At 59.4% G+C, this 16,765-nt stretch carries 17 protein-coding genes and 1 tRNA gene; 2 read left to right on the top strand and 16 right to left on the bottom strand.

Annotated features, from left to right (window positions below; genetic code table 11):
- Window positions 1-75: 75 nt before the first annotated feature.
- The 5 genes from GDN47_RS06565 to metG all read right to left on the bottom strand — a co-directional run bounded on the left by GDN47_RS06565 (window position 76) and on the right by metG (window position 4,288).
- Entirely contained in the window at window positions 76-555 is a 480-nt protein-coding gene (locus GDN47_RS06565; protein WP_152092837.1) for an SRPBCC family protein, read from the bottom strand.
- 68 nt (window positions 556-623) lie between these two features.
- On the bottom strand, window positions 624-1,115 hold the full coding sequence (locus GDN47_RS06560) for a YbaK/EbsC family protein (RefSeq protein WP_113330692.1): 492 nt from the start codon (window positions 1,113-1,115) through the stop codon (window positions 624-626).
- Window positions 1,112-1,939, bottom strand: coding sequence for an MBL fold metallo-hydrolase (locus tag GDN47_RS06555; RefSeq protein ID WP_113330691.1), 828 nt, complete (start codon window positions 1,937-1,939; stop codon window positions 1,112-1,114). The genes GDN47_RS06560 and GDN47_RS06555 overlap by 4 nt, the downstream gene beginning before the upstream one ends.
- Before the next feature lie 4 nt (window positions 1,940-1,943).
- On the bottom strand, window positions 1,944-2,726 hold the full coding sequence (locus GDN47_RS06550) for a TatD family hydrolase (RefSeq protein WP_112340749.1): 783 nt from the start codon (window positions 2,724-2,726) through the stop codon (window positions 1,944-1,946).
- 8 nt (window positions 2,727-2,734) lie between these two features.
- Window positions 2,735-4,288, bottom strand: a complete 1,554-nt coding sequence (gene metG, locus GDN47_RS06545) for a methionine--tRNA ligase (protein WP_152092836.1) — start codon at window positions 4,286-4,288, stop codon at window positions 2,735-2,737.
- Window positions 4,289-4,594: 306 nt separating this feature from the next.
- On the opposite strand from metG, the gene GDN47_RS06540 reads away from it, so the two are divergent.
- Window positions 4,595-5,338, top strand: coding sequence for a sulfite exporter TauE/SafE family protein (locus tag GDN47_RS06540; protein WP_371865491.1), 744 nt, complete (start codon window positions 4,595-4,597; stop codon window positions 5,336-5,338).
- Between the two features lie 51 nt (window positions 5,339-5,389).
- On the opposite strand, the gene GDN47_RS06535 is transcribed toward GDN47_RS06540, so the two are convergent.
- From GDN47_RS06535 to GDN47_RS06505, 7 genes are all read right to left on the bottom strand, one after another.
- Window positions 5,390-6,421, bottom strand: coding sequence for a DNA polymerase III subunit delta' (locus tag GDN47_RS06535; protein ID WP_152092834.1), 1,032 nt, complete (start codon window positions 6,419-6,421; stop codon window positions 5,390-5,392).
- Window positions 6,418-7,095: a dTMP kinase gene (gene tmk, locus GDN47_RS06530; protein ID WP_152092833.1), complete on the bottom strand. Its 678-nt coding sequence runs from the start codon at window positions 7,093-7,095 to the stop codon at window positions 6,418-6,420. The genes GDN47_RS06535 and tmk overlap by 4 nt, the downstream gene beginning before the upstream one ends.
- 153 nt (window positions 7,096-7,248) lie before the next feature.
- Window positions 7,249-8,460, bottom strand: coding sequence for a D-alanyl-D-alanine carboxypeptidase family protein (locus GDN47_RS06525; protein ID WP_152092832.1), 1,212 nt, complete (start codon window positions 8,458-8,460; stop codon window positions 7,249-7,251).
- Between the two features lie 70 nt (window positions 8,461-8,530).
- The gene (locus GDN47_RS06520) at window positions 8,531-9,706 is read right to left on the bottom strand and encodes a septal ring lytic transglycosylase RlpA family protein (protein ID WP_233789764.1); all 1,176 of its coding nucleotides are present in this window, start codon (window positions 9,704-9,706) and stop codon (window positions 8,531-8,533) included.
- Window positions 9,707-10,060: 354 nt separating this feature from the next.
- Complete coding sequence (locus GDN47_RS06515) at window positions 10,061-10,957, bottom strand: sigma-70 family RNA polymerase sigma factor (RefSeq protein WP_113352521.1); 897 nt, start codon at window positions 10,955-10,957, stop codon at window positions 10,061-10,063.
- The gene (locus tag GDN47_RS06510) at window positions 10,950-11,573 is read right to left on the bottom strand and encodes a flavodoxin family protein (RefSeq protein WP_152092830.1); all 624 of its coding nucleotides are present in this window, start codon (window positions 11,571-11,573) and stop codon (window positions 10,950-10,952) included. The genes GDN47_RS06515 and GDN47_RS06510 overlap by 8 nt, the downstream gene beginning before the upstream one ends.
- Before the next feature lie 180 nt (window positions 11,574-11,753).
- Window positions 11,754-11,843, bottom strand: a tRNA-Ser gene (locus GDN47_RS06505).
- A 414-nt stretch (window positions 11,844-12,257) separates the two neighbouring features.
- On the opposite strand from GDN47_RS06505, the gene GDN47_RS06500 reads away from it, so the two are divergent.
- Entirely contained in the window at window positions 12,258-12,854 is a 597-nt protein-coding gene (locus GDN47_RS06500) for a DNA-3-methyladenine glycosylase (RefSeq protein ID WP_152092829.1), read from the top strand.
- A 74-nt stretch (window positions 12,855-12,928) separates the two neighbouring features.
- Here the strand turns inward: GDN47_RS06500 and GDN47_RS06495 are convergent, their stop codons facing one another.
- The 4 genes from GDN47_RS06495 to GDN47_RS06480 all read right to left on the bottom strand — a co-directional run bounded on the left by GDN47_RS06495 (window position 12,929) and on the right by GDN47_RS06480 (window position 16,735).
- Window positions 12,929-14,473 (bottom strand): DHA2 family efflux MFS transporter permease subunit, encoded by a 1,545-nt coding sequence (locus tag GDN47_RS06495; RefSeq protein WP_113330682.1) that lies wholly within the window; start codon window positions 14,471-14,473, stop codon window positions 12,929-12,931.
- Window positions 14,466-15,692, bottom strand: coding sequence for an HlyD family secretion protein (locus GDN47_RS06490; protein ID WP_113330681.1), 1,227 nt, complete (start codon window positions 15,690-15,692; stop codon window positions 14,466-14,468). Before GDN47_RS06490 ends, GDN47_RS06495 begins: the two co-directional genes overlap by 8 nt.
- Entirely contained in the window at window positions 15,685-16,149 is a 465-nt protein-coding gene (locus tag GDN47_RS06485) for a MarR family winged helix-turn-helix transcriptional regulator (RefSeq protein WP_069612200.1), read from the bottom strand. The genes GDN47_RS06490 and GDN47_RS06485 overlap by 8 nt, the downstream gene beginning before the upstream one ends.
- Before the next feature lie 304 nt (window positions 16,150-16,453).
- The gene (locus tag GDN47_RS06480) at window positions 16,454-16,735 is read right to left on the bottom strand and encodes a hypothetical protein (protein WP_069612302.1); all 282 of its coding nucleotides are present in this window, start codon (window positions 16,733-16,735) and stop codon (window positions 16,454-16,456) included.
- Between the last annotated feature and the right edge of the window lie 30 nt (window positions 16,736-16,765).

Genomic DNA, 16,765 nt, shown 5'->3' with positions numbered 1-16,765 from the left:
AGCAAACATCAGATAAGATAGATTATGGAACTAAAGCGGATATCGATATGGCGATGGTGCAGACGCTTTTGGCTTTTATTCCAGATGGTTGGCCAGATTTTCGAGGGTCGATTTCAGTCCCTCGTCATGATCTTCTCTGCGGATGCCGTGCGGCACGTCCTCACAAATTATGGTGACCCTTGTGCCGGTTGGAACCTCTGTCAAGGACCAGGTCATGGTCATCGTTCCGCCGAATGCGGCGTCATCGGATTCGAAATCTACCGCCTGAACGATGCGTTCATCCGCCATGATCTCGAGGAATCGACCGGAAACAATGTCGGTATGCTCGGAGGATTTTCCAGGCGTTGAATGATCCAGTGCGTCATAGGATAGCGCCATTCGATAACGGCCGCCTTTATGCGGTTCGAAGACGTGTATGCGGCACGTCATGCCTTTCGGCGGAAGCCATGAGGCCAATGCTTCGGGATCGAGGAATGCTTTGAAGATCGCGTGTGGCGTCGAGCGAATTATCCGCGAAGCCGTATCGGTCCTTTTGCCGTCTGAAGCCTTGCTCATCGCATCCTCCCTGTCGCACCGCGGGGATCCCATGGAATCTCTGCCGGCGCCGGTTGTATTCGCTATTCTTAGCTCGCCTTGATGCGGATCACCTTGGCCGCAATCTTTTCGGCTAGCGTCGTTGGATTGCAGGAGAAAATGCTGTCCGGGCGCCCGGCTGCGCACCAGACCTGATCGTAGGCCAAAAGGCTTTCGTCGATGAAAACAGGCAGATCGACCAGATGGCCGATTGGCGCAACGCCGCCGATAGCGAAACCGGTCTCATCGCGCACGCGATCGATATCGGCACGCTTCAATCGAATTCCATAAGCTGTTGCAATATATGCCGTATCGGCGTTATGGGCGCCTGAAACCAGAAGCAGCGTCAGCGCGTGCGTATCGGCATTGACGAAGACCAGCGATTTGACGATCTGACCAACGGCGCATCCTGCAGCCTTGGCAGCCTCTTCGGCGGTTCGTGTCGATTGCTCCATGCGCTTGATCGAGATGTCGAGCCCCAGCGCGCGCGCCGCAAGTTCGACGCGCTCCAGGCTGGAAAGCTTCTTGATATCTTCGCTCATAGCTCATCATCCTCCACGTCGAGTTCGATCTGCATTTGATCGTAGGCCGGCTCGACATGATCGGGCGTTTCAGCCAGCACGGTTTCATAATCGAGCGGCGTATGCATGTGGGTCAAGATGGCATGTTTCGGCGCCAGGCGTTCGATCCATTCGAGCGACTGTTCCAACGACAGATGACTTGGATGAGGCCGATACTGCAACGCGTCGATGATCAGGATGTCTAGGTTTTGAACTTTTTCTATCGATTCCGGCGGGAAATCACTGATATCGCTGCAATAAGCGAGTTTACCGATACGGAAGCCCAGCGAATGGATATCACCATGTATCTGCTTGTGCGGCCAGAAGCGGATCGGACCGCCTGCCCCATCGATCACGAAACTTTTCTCGAGATTTTCGATCAGCACCGGCCGCACGATCGGCGGATAGCTGCTGCCGGGTGGTGTTTCCAGGCAGTAGCGAAAGCCTTCGCGAATGCGATCCATGGTCGGCGGATCGGCATAGATCGGGATGCGCTCGTTTGAAATATGGAAGTAGCCGCGCAGATCGTCGATGCCGTGAATATGGTCGGCATGGGCGTGGGTATAGAGCACGGCGTCGATGAAGCTGACGCCGGCATGGATCATCTGCTCTCGGAAATCCGGACCGGTATCGATGACGACCGTGGTGATGCCGCCATCCGGCGCGATCTGCTCGATGAGAAAGGCGGCACGTGTCCGTCGATTCTTTGCATTTTTCGGATCGCAGGCACCCCAGTCGCCGGTAATACGCGGAACGCCCGGCGACGATGAACAGCCCAAAATGGTGAAGCGCCGCCGGTATGTCACGACGTCAGACCCTCGTCATTTTGGAGAAGCAGCGGAAGGCGTTCGCTGTGGTGATTTCGGCGATATCAGCCATGCTGACGCCGATCGTGTCGGCCAGCACCTCGGCCGTGTTGACGACATAGGACGGTTCATTACGCTTGCCGCGCCAGCGCTTCGGCGCGAGATAAGGCGCGTCGGTCTCGACCAGCAGCCGGTCGTGCGGGATCGTTTTGGCAATCTCGCGCAACTCTTCCGATTTCGGGAAGGTCAGGATGCCGGAGAAGGAGATATAGCCGCCAAGCTCCACGCCGGTCTGGGCAAGGGCAGGGCCGGCGGAGAAGCAGTGGAGGATAAAGGGGAAAGCCCCCTTCCCTGTTTCCTCCGTCAGGATCGCGGCCATGTCCTCATCGGCGCTGCGGCTGTGAATGACGAGCGGCAGCTGTGTTTCGCGAGCGGCAGCGATATGGCGCAGGAAGCCGGTCTTCTGGTCTTCCGGCTTGACGGTATCGTAGAAGTAATCGAGACCCGCCTCACCGATCGCCACGATCTTCTCGTGCTGATTTGCTAGCCGCACGAGGTCTTCCGTCTGGATATCCAACTCCTGGTCGGCGCTGTTCGGATGAGTGCCGACAGAGCAGAAAACCGACGGATAACGCTCGGTGAGCGCAAGCAATCCGTCGAGCTTCCTGACCTTCGTCGAAATGGTGACCATCTGCTTGACGCCAACCTCATGAGCACGCGCAACGATCGCGTCGCGCTCCTCTTCGAAATCGGCAAAATCCAGATGGCAATGCGTATCGATCAGCATGGAGAACCTTATTCGACGGTCGGCGCGACATAGCGCGGGAAGACCGGCTTCGGGGCTTCCAGCGGCGTTCCGGCAACGAGGCGGCCCGCCTCGCCGAGCGCCGCGAAATCACGCTTGTCGGATGGGATGGCAATAAGATCCAGGAGCTTGCCCGAGGATTCCGGCATGAAGGGTTGCAGCAGAATGCTGATCTGGCGCACGACGTCGGCCGTGACGTAGAGCACGGTCGCCATGCGGGCAGGATCGGTCTTCTTCAGCGCCCAGGGCTCCTGGCTCGCGAAATAGCGGTCCGTCTCGGAAACGACAGCGATGATGGACGCAAGGGCACGATGAATGAGCTGCTTGCCCATGTCTTCGCGGGTCGAAGCGAGCAAGGCGTCGGCCTGTGCGAGCAGTGCCTTGTCTTCATCCGTCAACGGTCCGCATTCCGGGATCTTGCCGTCGCAGTTCTTGACGATCATCGACAGAGAACGGCTGGCGAGGTTGCCGATGCCGTTGGCAAGGTCCGAATTGATGCGCGTGCCGATCGCCTCTTCGCTGTAGCTGCCGTCCTGGCCGAAGGAGACTTCGCGCAGGAAGAAGTAGCGCACCTGGTCGAGGCCGAAATGGTTCACGAGATTGACCGGATCGACGACGTTACCGAGCGACTTCGACATCTTCTCGCCCTTGTTGAGCAGGAAGCCGTGGGCATAGACGCGCTTCGGCAGGGGCAGCTTCGCCGACATCAGGAAGGCCGGCCAGTAGACCGCGTGGAAGCGAATGATGTCCTTGCCGATGACATGCAGGTCGGCCGGCCAGTATTTCGCCCGCGGATTGCTCCGATCTTCGATATAGCCGGTCGCCGTGATGTAGTTCGTCAGAGCGTCGACCCAGACATACATGACATGCGACGGGTCGTTTGGCACCTTGATGCCCCAGTCGAAGGTCGTGCGCGAGATCGACAGATCCTTGAGGCCGGATTTGACGAAGGAAATGACTTCATTGCGGCGCTCGGCCGGGCCGATGAAATCCGGATTTTCCTCATAGTGCTTCAGCAGCCGGTCTTGGTATTCGGAGAGCTTGAAGAAGTAGCTTGCCTCCTCCACCCACTCGACTGGCGTGCCCTGCGGTCCGTAGCGCACGCCGTCGGCGCGCAGTTCGGTTTCGTTTTCCTGGTAATAGGCTTCGTCGCGCACCGAATACCAGCCGGCATAGGAATCCTTGTAGATGTCGCCGGCATCGGCCATCAGGTTCCAGATGTTCTGCGATGTCTCGTGGTGGCGCGGCTGCGTCGTGCGAATGAAGTCGTCGTTCGACGCGTTCAGCAGCTTCCCCATCGCCTGGAATTCATCGGAATTGCGGTTGGCGAGCTGCTGCGGGTCCATGCCTTCGGCCCGCGCCGTCTGCTGCATCTTCTGGCCATGTTCGTCCGTACCTGTCAGGAAGAAGACGTCGCGGCCATCGAGGCGCTGGAATCGTGCCAGCGCATCTGTGGCGATCAGCTCATAGGCATGGCCGATATGCGGCTTGCCGTTGGGATAGGCGATCGCGGTGGTGATGTAGAACGGAGTTTTTTCGGTCATGTGAGGCAGTGGCCCGCTTTTACTGTTACGTCGCTGTTATTCTTGCTCCGCTCGCTTTAGCGCATGTTTGTCATGAGCGAAACACCAAGTTTCGCGCCCGCAGCATTCGGAACTTCGGGATGGCGCCTTGCTTGACTCGACTCCGCCTCGCCTTTACCCCTTCCGAAGAGTGGAGCGCAGGACAGAAGTGGCCGTGGATTTCATCGTTTTATGTATTGGTCTGCCTAACGGCTTCAAGAGGCCGTGATATTGAGTTTGATTGATTCCTTTCAGCCGCTCTATTCCTTTTCCGGCTTTTTCGTCGGCATGCTTGTAGGCATTACAGGGGTCGGCGGCGGTTCGCTGATGACCCCCCTGCTCGTGCTTCTCTTTGGCGTTCATCCGGCAACAGCGGTCGGCACCGACCTCCTTTACGCGGCAATCACCAAGACGGCGGGAACGGCCGTGCACGGCATGCACGGGCGGGTTAATTGGCGGGTTGTCGGCCTTCTGGCCTCAGGCAGCGTTCCCGCGGCGCTCGCCATGCTCTGGATCATGGCCGGCGTCAACCGCGAGAGCCCCGCCGTTGCTCATACCATCACGCTGTCCTTGGGCTGCCTGCTGCTTTTGACGGCTCTGATGCTGATTTTTCGTGGCCAGATCATTGAGGCCATCCGTAAATGGCGCGGCGAACGCGGAACGATATCACCACGCAATATCGCTCTGTTGACCGTCATACTCGGCCTTATACTTGGCATTCTCGTCACCATGACCTCGGTCGGCGCGGGTGCGCTCGGCGTCACCGTCCTGCTGGTGCTCTATCCCCAGACGGACGTGCGCGAAATCGTCGGCTCCGATATCGTCCACGCAGTGCCGCTGACCCTGATCGGCGGCATGGGATATTGGCTTATCGGCGAGATCAACTGGACGATGCTGTTCGCCCTTCTGATAGGGTCGATCCCGGGCATCGTCGCAGGCAGTCTGCTGGCGCCGCGCCTGCATGAGCGGTCCGTGCGCATCATCCTTGCCGTCACGCTGGCGGTTGTCGCCTGGAAGCTGATCTTTCCCTGACACGATTCACAGGAAACTTCGCGGTGGCTTTCGCAGGGAATTACGATCTGTCTATGCCGAAAGCTGCTGCTTGAGTTCGCCGAGAATGGTGATAAGCGTCTGCTTGCGGTCAAGATTGTACGCTTGGGACACGTTCAATCGCTCAGTGGTCTCGGAGTGCAGCCGAGCCAGCCTCTCGGCCGTGGAAATGGAGCCGCCAAGCGCGGCAGCGCGAGCCCGATCGATGATGTCATCGCCGATATGCGAGAGGAAGAAGCCAAAGATCGTGTCGCTGTCCTTGCCGGAAAGCGCATCGGCGAGGCGGTGCATCGCCTTGCGAGCCGCCGGCCCATCAGCCGAAAGCACCTGCCGATAGGCCTCGATGATCTCGCCGCCGCCGTAGTTCAGGAGCTTGAGCGCCTCGCTGACGCTGCCCTTGGCAGCGGAGAGCAATTCACTCCCCTGCCCGGCCGGCACGCCAAGATTTTCGAGTGCCTTGCGCAAGGCATCATTGCCGAGCGGTGCGAGCTTCAGAGGCAGGCAGCGTGAGCGGATCGTCGGCAGAAGCCGGCCCGGTGCATGCGAAAGCACGAGGAACAAAGCGCGCTTCGGCGGTTCCTCGAGGATTTTCAGGATGGCGTTGGCCGCACTGCGGTTGAGATCGTCGGCGGGATCGATGATGACGATGCGCCAGTTGCCGGTGCCTGAGGTTTGCGAAAAGAACTTTCCGGCGCGGCGCACTTCGTCGACGGTGATCGCGGATTTTACCTTGCCGGTCTTGTCGTCGACCGGCCGGCTCAAATGCAGGAGATTGTGCGATGCTCCGCCGGAAATCTGCCGGCTGACGACGGATGCCGGATCGGGATCGCCGATCGTCTCCGGCGCTGACGCCGGATCGGGATGGGAGAGGACATGATTGGCGAAACGGAAGGCGAGCGTCGCCTTGCCGATGCCCTCAGGCCCTTCGATCAGCATGGCGTGGTGGCCCTTGCCGGAGCGATAGGATTGCGCGAGGAAAGTTTCCGCCTCTTCATGGCCGAAGAGCTTCGCATTGTCTTGCGGAGGAATAGCGCCGTCGAGGACGCCCGGACGTTCATCGCTCATTGCGCCGCTTCCGATCCTACGGCGATATTGGCTGCACCGAGCCGCTTGTCGACGATCTCGGCGATTTCAGCAGCGATCTCATCTTCCGACCTCTGAGCATCGATGACGTGACAACGCTCGGGCTCGCGGGAGGCGATATCGAGGAACGCCTCGCGGCGCTTCTCGTGGGTCTGCATCTCCTCCTTCTCGAAGCGATCTGGTGCGGTTACGGCGGAGGCGCGCTTGCGTGCGCGCGCCAGACCGACTTCGGCGGGAATGTCGAGAATCAGCGTGCAATGCGGAATGACGCCGTTGACGGCAACCCTCTGCAGAGCCTCGATATAGTCAGGCTCGAGATTGCCCGTTACGCCCTGATAGACGCGCGAGGAATCCATGAACCGATCGCAAAGGACGATGGTGCCGCGCGAAAGTGCCGGGCGAATGACGTCCTCGACATGATCGTTGCGGGCAGCAGCGAACAGAATCGCCTCCATGCGCGTACCGAACATTTCCGCAGCACCTGAAAGCAGCACATGCCGCACCGCTTCCGCTCCGGGCGAGCCCCCGGGTTCGCGCGTTACCAGAACCTCATGGCCACGCTCGCGCAACCGTTCAGCCAGGCGGCGAATCTGGGTGGACTTGCCGGCCCCCTCGCCGCCTTCGAAGCTTACGAATAATCCGTTTGCATCAGCCAATGATCATGTCCTGCACTTTTCGCATGCCATTCGTGCGGCGTGCGATACGCATCCTGTTTAACCCAAGACATGTCCAGGTGGAACCGTGCACGTCCCGGTCTCCGCCACTCTATATGGGGTGTGAACAGAGATTTCGCGAGCCTTGCGGCCCACTCAGGTCGGCAAAGGCTTGTCCCACAGCCAGGAGAACAGCAGTGATTCCGTCAGTTCCATGAGGGCATCGAAGGCGCGGCGACCCAATGTGCCCTGCCCGACCGATTCTTTCGTGTAGAGTGGCAGCTCCCGCACCAAACGCGCACCCAGGAACACGCGAAGGGTGCCGGCTTCGTAACCCGCGGCCACCGGCGCTGTCAGAGGCCAGCGATAGACGATACGCGCCGAAAGCCGATCCGGTGTCTCGATCGGCACATAGACGTCGACGGGTATTTTCGCCTGCAGGCCGACGGTGGAAGCAGCGCCGCCATAGACGCTGGCGTTGCCGATCACTTCGCCATCGGCGAAGATGCGTTGGCTCTTGAAATTGCTGAGTCCCCATTCGAGGACGCGTCGCGTCTCCTCGATGCGTTCCTTGTCGCTCTTCAGCCCGCCGAGTGCCAGGAACAGCCTGCGTCCATCGCGCTGAATGGAGGCGACGATCGAAAAGCCCTCACTCTCGGCAAAACCCAGCCCCAGGCCATCTACACCGATATTGAGCAGAAGCATCGGGTTCTTGTTGCGCTGGTAGATCTTATTCCAGGTGAAGTCGGCCTGCCCGAAATATTTGTAAAGATCCGGGTGCTTCTCCTGCAGGTCCTGCGCCAGCATGACCATCTCCCGCGCGGAAACCCTGCCGCCGCCATTGGGGTCGTTGGCATCGGGCAGTCCGGTCGAATTGATAAAGGTCGACCGCGACATGCCGATCTCGCGGGCACGCGCCGTCATGCGCCGCGCGAATTCGCGTTCGTTGATCGACATACCCTCGGCCAGAACGATGCAGGCGTCGTTCGCCTGCTGTACGGCTATACCCTGGATCAGATCGCCGACGCGGATACGCGATTTCAGGGCTGCGAACATTGTCGATGCACGCGAGGGAGCGCCACCGGTGCGCCAGGCATTTTCCGAGACGGGATATTCCGTGTCGAGGTTGATCTCCCCTCGCCCGATCGCGTCGAAAACGACATCCAGCGTCATCAGTTTCGCAAGCGACGCCGGCGAAATCAGCTGATCCTCGTTCTTGGCAAGCAGGATAGTGCCGGTCGAGGCTTCAATCATGAACGCCTGCGCGGCTTTCGTGTCGAAAGCGCCCGGTGCGGCCGGCTGCGCGACGGCCGTGACATTCGCGAACCCGAGGAGAAAAAGGAACAAAAGAATCAAGCGCTTTGGCATATCGTCCCCTTCATCCGACCACCGGCACGATCATTTTAGTGACGGGTTAAGATTCAGGCAATGACGCCGATCAATCGACCTGCGTCGTACCCTGATGCTGGCGGCGATAGGACGAGAGAATCGATTCCTGCGTGAGGCCGTCATTGCGAACCATGACGGCATCGAAAGCGAGGTCGACATAAACTGTTTTAACCGGCGCTTCCTGATATCCGGCAGCCATGGAGCCAAGGGACTGGTCCTTCTGGCTTGCCAGACGCGGAGAGAAATCCGGCCGCTCGCGGGGGATCGGGCCGATCCGCGGAAGCACGATCATGGTCGGGTCCGCCGCTTCCGCCGCAGGCATCGCTCCGCCATTCCACGTCATCGGCGGCGGGTCGTTGCGCTTGGTGGCGTTGTAACCGCCATCCGGGGTGGAGTCGGCGAAGGCCGTTGCTGAATAGGGCGACTGGCGCGGGACGGGTGCAATCGCCGGCGCGGCATCAAAGCTGCGCACCTCGCGGCTGGCGCGCGTCGGTGTTGGGGTATATGAATCCGGCAGCTGATCGGCAGTCATCCGGCCGGCAGAGGCCACCATCACGCCGGTTGCGATCTGGCCACCCGGGTTGATGCTGGGCAGACGCGAACCCTTCGGGATGTAGGAGGCCATCAGATAGGGTTCGTCATGACCGTCCATGCGGGCGCGGCCGACATATTGCACGCGCACATTGCCCGTGCCGCTATGCTGAAGGTCGAGCAGTTGTGCCGTCTTGTTCGAAAGGTCGATGATGCGGCCGGGATGGTATGGGCCGCGATCGTTGACGCGAACGATGATGGAGGATCCGGTCTCAACATTGGTGACGCGGGCATAGCTTGGCAGCGGGAAGGTCGGATGGGCGGCAGTCAGCGACTGCTGGTCGTAGACTTCACCGTTGGCGGTGAGACGACCGTGAAAAGCCGAGCCGTACCATGAAGCGATGCCGACCTTGTTATAGCCGAAATCTTCCTTGGGGTAATACCACTTGCCCTTCACCTGATAGGGATTGCCGACCATGAAGCGGCCGCCGCCCTTCGGCACCGGTCCGTTATTGACGACGCGAGGGCTCGCCTTAACGCCATATTCCTTCTCGGAGAAATATTCCTTGCCGTGCTTGCGTGTCGAAGCAACCTTCTGAGACGTCCCGCAGGCCGTAATGGTTGCGCACATCAGTGAGAGAGCAAACCAACGCATGGCCGTTGTGTATGTCACCGCCCGATTTTCGAATGTCATCTGTCCCAAGCCGCTACTCATTACTTTGACGGAGGTCTGCTACCGGTAATCCCTCGCTCCGGTATCCTGCTACGCTCCAATCACCTAACGGTGCTTTAATCATGATTGCACTTTGTCCATTTTGCGATGCAAATTGAGCGCACCGAAGAATTTCCGAAGATCATGGTTAACGCTCAGTAAAGCGCTACCGGCCGCAAGTCGTGTCGATCACATCCATCCCGCGACGGTAACGGTCTGCTTTCTGAGCGCCACCAGTCGTGCCGGACTGCAACAGATGCACTCGGTTTGTCATTGGGCTGGGATTGCGAAGGAGAGATTTGGCGCAGTTTTCTCAGGCTGCTGTATCAAGACGCATCAATAGTTTGTCGTGATAGATGTCGCCGATTCTAACGCGCCGATAATGTGCTGCAGTTTGTCCGGGTTGCGGGTGCAATAGATGGCGACGATTTTTTCCCGTTCGACCTGCAGCGCGGTGGTCTGTACGACACTGTCGCCTTCTATTGTCACGAAGCCCGGCAAGCCATCGATGACGGCATAGTGGATCAGTTGCGAGGGATGCGCGCGGAAAATTCGCGCCAGTCGCTCATGAAGCCGCATGGTGGCAGAAAGCCCGATGTGTGGTCGCTGCGATGTCGGCACCTTGCCGCCGCCGTCGGCATAGACAACGACATCCTCTGAAAGCAGAGCCTGAAGGGAGGCCATGTCTCCCGTTCTCGACGCCGTGAAGAAAGCCTCGGCAAGCTTGAGCCCTTCTTCCTTCCCGACCGCAAAACGCGGCCGGGCCTCGGTGACATGTGCCCTCGCCCGGCTGGCAAGCTTGCGACATGCGGCAGCCTCACGACCAATTGCCGACGAGATCTCATCGAAACTCATGCCGAACACGTCATGCAGAAGAAAGGCGGCTCGCTCCAGCGGCGAAAGACGCTCCAAGGCCAGCATCAGCGGCATGGTTATATCGTCAGCGGCATCGCCATCTTCCGGATCGAAAATCGGCTCGGGCAGCCAGGAACCCACATAGGACTCCCGGCGACGACGGGCCGATTTCAGCTCGTTCAGACAAAGCCGGGTGACGACTGTCCGCAGGAATGCCGCCGGTTCGCGAATGGAAGCGCGATCGGTCGCCAGCCAGCGCAACCAGCTATCCTGCACGATATCCTCGGCATCCGTGACCGATCCGAGCATTCTGTAGGCGAGCCTGACAAGGCGCGGACGCAGCTCAGCGAAGATTGGGTCGGACGGCGCCTCATTCATTGGCTGCGAACTCGCGCGCAAATGGATTGACCTCGCGGCCACGAGTAAACTGCAGCGCCGTCAGCGCTACCCGCCGGCCAAGATGACGGGCGGTGGCGAGATCGGATGGCGGTGGCGCCGTCTCCGGGCCTTCGTCCGTATTGGCCTGCGCCGCCGCGCCAAGCCAGAAGCCGAGGCGGTTCATATCCTCTTCCGAGTCCGTCGATGAGCAGTTGGCCGGCGGCAGATCGAGACCGACCCAATGCATTCCGTGCTGGGCTGCGAAGATCACCATCTGCATCAGCGTCGAAAGCTTGTCGCCGGATCGTGACCCAGAGGTGGTGAAACCGGCGGCGATCTTGTCCCTCCACAAATAGCCCTTCGCAAGAACTGTCTTCGACGTCGCCTCCTGGAATGTTTTGAATGGTGCAGAAACTGCGCCCATGTAAGTCGGCGAGCCGAAGATGATCGCATGCGCCGCATTGAGATCACTCCAGTGGCGCTCCACCGCATCTACGGTCAACAGCATAGCCTCCGCGCCATCAACCTCTTCGACCCCCGCTCTGACGGCCTCGGCTTGTCGGCCGGTATGTCCGTAGCCGCTATGATACACGATTGCGATGCTCTGCCGGATCATTGTCATCTCCTTCGAAATTGGTGTTGTGAAGGGCATGACAAGGCAGGGATTCTTAATGTGACACGTCGCGCTTCATTTTCGATGGCAATCTGCGTGACTAAGAATATCAAGAATGGCTAATATGGTGTGTATGGGATGGGAGGGCCATCGGCCATAAAATCTAATGATTTCATATGGATATGGCGGAAGAGGTGGGATTCGAACCCACGGTACGGTTTCCCGCACGCCGGTTTTCAAGACCGGTTCCTTAAACCACTCGGACACTCTTCCCAAGCAACTGAAAAGGCCTGAAAAATCCATATAGTGTTGATTTTTCGAAACCGGGTGTGGTTACCGGTTTTTTGCCAATCACTCGACGGCTGGCTTTTTATCAGCTTTGGTCGCCGCGTCAACTTGTTCCGCCGAGCTCCTTCGCATTCTCGATATCGGCTAGAACGGCGATTGAGGAATATTCATCGAGCCGGGTGGCGCTGCGGGAACTTCATGTCGTCAGCGCGCTAAAAATAAGGTGGCCCGGCCGCTGGAAAGGGCCGGGCCACCTTCGCCAGGTCAGGGGTCAAATCTGACTGAAGCAAGCTATTAATAAGAGATACTTAGCTTTTGTCAATTATCAGTACGCCGGACCAAGCACTTGATGGTCGGCGCCGTGTTGATGGCTTCGGCTATCCGGGATAATTTCCTTCCATGGCTTCTGACGATCATTCCCTGTCTCTTGGTGTCAGCCCCCTCGCCGGCCCTGCCCTTACCGCTTTTTTCAGTCGGGACGCCGTCGTGGTCGCATCCGATCTGATCGGGATGCGCTTCACTGTTGCAGAGGTGGGCGGTCGAATCGTCGAAACGGAGGCCTATCGACCGGATGATGCGGCATCTCACGCCTATAACGGGCCGACGTCGCGCAATGCGGCCATGTTCGGACCGGCCGGCCATGTCTATGTCTACCGCTCCTACGGCATTCACTGGTGTCTGAATTTCGTTTGCACCAAGGGGAGCGCCGTGCTCATCCGGGCGATCGAGCCGGAAAACGGCATCGCGCACATGATCCAGCGGCGGGGGCTGGCCGACATCGTCTCGCTTTGCAACGGGCCGGGTAAGCTCTCGCAAGCCCTGGCCGTCGATATCCATCTCAATGGCCGTTCATTGGATGCGGCGCCGTTTTCGCTTTCGCTTGCCGAACCGGTGCCGATCGTGGCCGGCAAGCGCATCGGCATCACGAAGAACATCGATCCCCTTTGGCGTTTCGGTGCTGCCGGCTCACGCTTTGTCAGCCGCCGTTTTCCATGATCGAACAAAAACGGCCGCCGGGGTGGTGCCCGGCAGCCGTTGAGCCACGCAGTGAAACTGGAAAGGCTGCGTAGCTATTCCATCGCGACGCTGTGATCGACCGCCGGCGGTGCCTTCGGCTTGCGCAAGAGCACCAGCAGCGGCATGGCGAAGATCGACATCAGCATCAGCAGCTTGAAATCGTCCATATAGGCGATGATGGTCGCCTGCGTCGTGATCATCCCATCGAGCGTCGCACGACCGACTGCCGTCATCGGGCTCACGCCCTGTGCGGCCGCGAGGCCGAAATACCGATTGAATGGCGTGACATAGGCGGCGATATTGGCATGGTTGACCTGCGTATTCTCGGTAATCAGCATGGAGACGACCGAGATTCCGACGCTGGAGCCGATATTACGCGAGAGATTGTAGAGCCCCGTTCCCTCGCCTCGCATCTGCGCCGGCAGTGTCGCAAAGGCGATGGTCGTTAACGGCACGAAGAGGAAGCCGAGGCCGGCGCCCTGGACGAAGCCGACCGAAATCAGCGTCCATTGCGAAACATCCGGTGTCCAGCCCGTCATGTCGTACATGGCCCAGGCCGTCAGCGCGAGGCCGATGAACAATAGCCAGCGGGTGTCGACCTTGCCGATCAGCCGCCCAACCAGAAACATGCAGAACATGGTGCCGAGGCCGCGTGGCCCCATGACGATACCGGCAGTGACGACCGGATAGCCCATCAGCGTCTGCAGATAAGGCGTCATCAGCGCCAGCGAAGCCAGATAGGTTACGCCGACGATGAAGATGAACAGGATGCTGACGGCAAAGTTCTGGTCCATGAAGAGCCGCGGATTGACGAAGCTTCGCTCGGCCGTGAACATGTGCACCAGAAAGAGATAGAAGGCGCTGACGCAGACGAGCGCCTCGACGATGATCTCGCTCGAATAGAACCAGTCGAGCTGCTCGCCGCGATCGAGGAACAGCTGCAAACCGGCGATCGCGATCGAAAGCATGCCGAAGCCGAACCAGTCGAGCTTGGCGAGTGCATCGAGCTTGGTTTCCGTCACGTAGACGACGATGCCGAAGAAGGCGAGCGCACCGATCGGCACGTTGATGTAGAATACCCAGCGCCAGCTGATATTGTCGGTCAGCCAGCCGCCGATGACGGGACCCAGAACCGGCCCGACCATGACCGAGACCCCGAACAGCGCCATGGCACGGCCGCGCTCCTCGACATTGTAGATATCGAGCAGGATGCCCTGTGACAGCGGTACGAGCGAAGCGCCGAACAGGCCCTGCAGCAGGCGGAAGCCCACAATCTGTATCAGCGATTCCGACAGGCCGCACAGCACCGAGGCAACGACAAAGCCGGCGATTGCCACCAGCAAGACCCGCTTGCGGCCGAATTTTGCCGAGAGGAAGCCGGAGGGCGGCGTCATGATCGCCGCAGCGACGATATAGGACGTCAGGACCCAGTTGATCTGGTCGGCGCTGGCGGAAACGTCGCCCTGGATATGCGGCAGGGCGACATTGGCGATGGTGGTATCCAGCGCCTGCATGATGACGGACAGGATGACGCAGGCGGTGATCGCACCACGATTGGCAACGGGCGCCGCGGGAGAAGCGGTGGCGGTATTACTCATGATCCTGACCGCGGGAATGACCCAGCAGGTTGGTGACGAAATCAGGCAGGCCGCGGGCATGGCCGGTGTCGACATCGGCGACGACGCTCATTCCGACGCGCAGCGGAGGCTTGCCCGCCGTGTCGTCGATATTGATGATCATCGGTATGCGTTGGACGACCTTCACCCAGTTGCCGGTCGTGTTCTGCGCCGGCAGAAGCGAGAAGCTGGAACCGGATGCCGGCGCTATGCTGGCAACCGTGCCCTTCCAGGTCACACCCGGATAGGCGTCGACCGAGATATCGACCTTCTGGCCGGGCCGGACATAGGTGAGTTCGGTTTCCTTCGGGCTGGCGTTGATCCATAGATGCGTGGTGGAAACCAGCGAGAATCCTGGCTGGGAAGCCGTCAGATAAGCGCCGACCTGCAGCGAGGGTACGTTTGCGGTCACGCCGTCGAAGGGGGCTTTGACGACGGTGTCGTCAAGTTCGCGTTGCGCATTGTCAACCGCAGCCTTTGCCTGCAGATAGAGCGGGTTCTGCTCCGGAGGCAGATCGGCAGTGCCTTCGCCGCCCAACTGGGCGAGAGTCGCGGCGGCTGTGGCCTTTGCGACCAATACCTTCTGCTGCGCGGCTTCGAGATTGTGTCTGGCCTGGTCGAGAGCCGCCTTGGAAGCGACCGAATTGGTGATCAGGTTCTGCTGGCGGTCGAATTCCGTCTGATAGTACGGGATGTCGGCCTGCGCCTGCGCAATTTCCGACAGGGATTGCTTGTAGCTCGCCTGCAGGTTCAGGATCTGGTTCCTGGCATTGCCGAGTTGCGCTTTCGCACCTTCAAGCGCGATCCGGAACGAATCGGGCTTCAGGCGGAAAAGCACCTGTCCTTTCTTCACCACCTCATTTTCATGCACGTCGACCGAGATTACCGTGCCGGAAACGTCGGTGGAAACACCGACCATATCGGCCTGAATGTAGGCATTGTCCGTGGACATGATCTGCCCGCCGGTGACGTAGTAGTAGCCACCGATGACAAGTGCGACCGGAAGCAGCGCAAACAGGACTGGTCGCGTCATGCCACGGCGCTTGCGCGGCGCCTCCGGGGGCGCTGCCGGTGCGGCCGGCGCAGTCGTGGAAGGCTGGGGCGCCGGGTTTGAGGATGGAGCCTCGGCGACGGGAGCTTGATTTTGTTCGGAGGAGTTTGCGTTCGCGGGTACGCGAAGTGGGGAGGATGCTTCAGCCATGTTGTAACTCTTTATCGACTGCTTTTGAACGGCAGGCGCTAACCAGGTTCGATTTCATAAGGGTAAGCAATTCATAGAGGCGCTCTTGATCTTCCTGAGAGGCGCCCTCGAGCGCTTCCTTGCGCGACTGTTCGCCAATGCTGCGCATGGCGTCCATCAACGGCCGGGCCTCTTCGCGCATATAGAGTAGCCAGCTGCGCCGATCATTCGGATGCTGCCGGCGCTCCACCAGCCCCCGTTCGCTGAGCTTGTCCAGAATACGCACCAGCGTGATCGGCTCGATTTCGAGAATTTCGGCCAGTCCGGCCTGATGGATACCTTCATTGTTTGCAAGGTAGGCAAGGGTTTGCCACTGCGAGCGCGTCAGGCCCAAATCCTTCGCACGCTGCTCGAATCTCTTCCGAAGGAGTCGCGCAACGTCATGGAGGAGAAAACCAACGGTGGGGGTCGAAATCATTGTATGGGGAGCCTGCTATTCATAAGCAACCTTATAATTGTTGTTACGTATAGTAAGCGCCCACGTGATACAAGAGGGTGCGCGTTCAACAAATGGCGATGGTCAACATGTCGCAGGGAGTGTCACAAAGATATCGCAGCAGGCTTCGGTTGTGGTGCAATGCATATATTCTGCAATTCTTGCATACGGGGCGCTTGCAGTTACCAATTGAAAAGGCGCGAACGAATCGTCCGCGCCTTTTTCGGCAGTTTCGCAGCTGCGGTCGTTCGGAGTGGCTGGTCCACCCGTCGAGAGCTCGTCCTGACTAGCGTCGGCTCAGAAGGCCGATCAGATAACCGATGCCTGCTGCGGCAGCGACCATGAAAATCGGCTCTTCTCGAACTCTCTCGCGCAACTGCTCCGTGATCTCCTGGGCTTCCTCCGCGACGACAGATTTCGCTCCCTGCCCCACAGCCGCCACGCTTTGTGACAGCTTTGCCAGATCTTCGCGTAAGGCTGCGACCTGGGCGGCAAGATCCTCCATTGCCGTTTCCGTTTGTGCTCGCGCCGAAGACGACTGAGTAGAGGCTGATTTGGTCTCTGCCATCGTGTGCTCCTTATGTTTCCGCATTGCTAG

The sequence above is a fragment of the Martinezella dioscoreae genome (assembly GCF_009176305.1).
Taxonomy (GTDB): Bacteria; Pseudomonadota; Alphaproteobacteria; order Rhizobiales; family Rhizobiaceae; genus Rhizobium; species Rhizobium dioscoreae.
The sequence above is the reverse complement of the archived record's forward strand: the minus strand, read 5'-3'. Positions and strand labels throughout refer to the sequence as shown.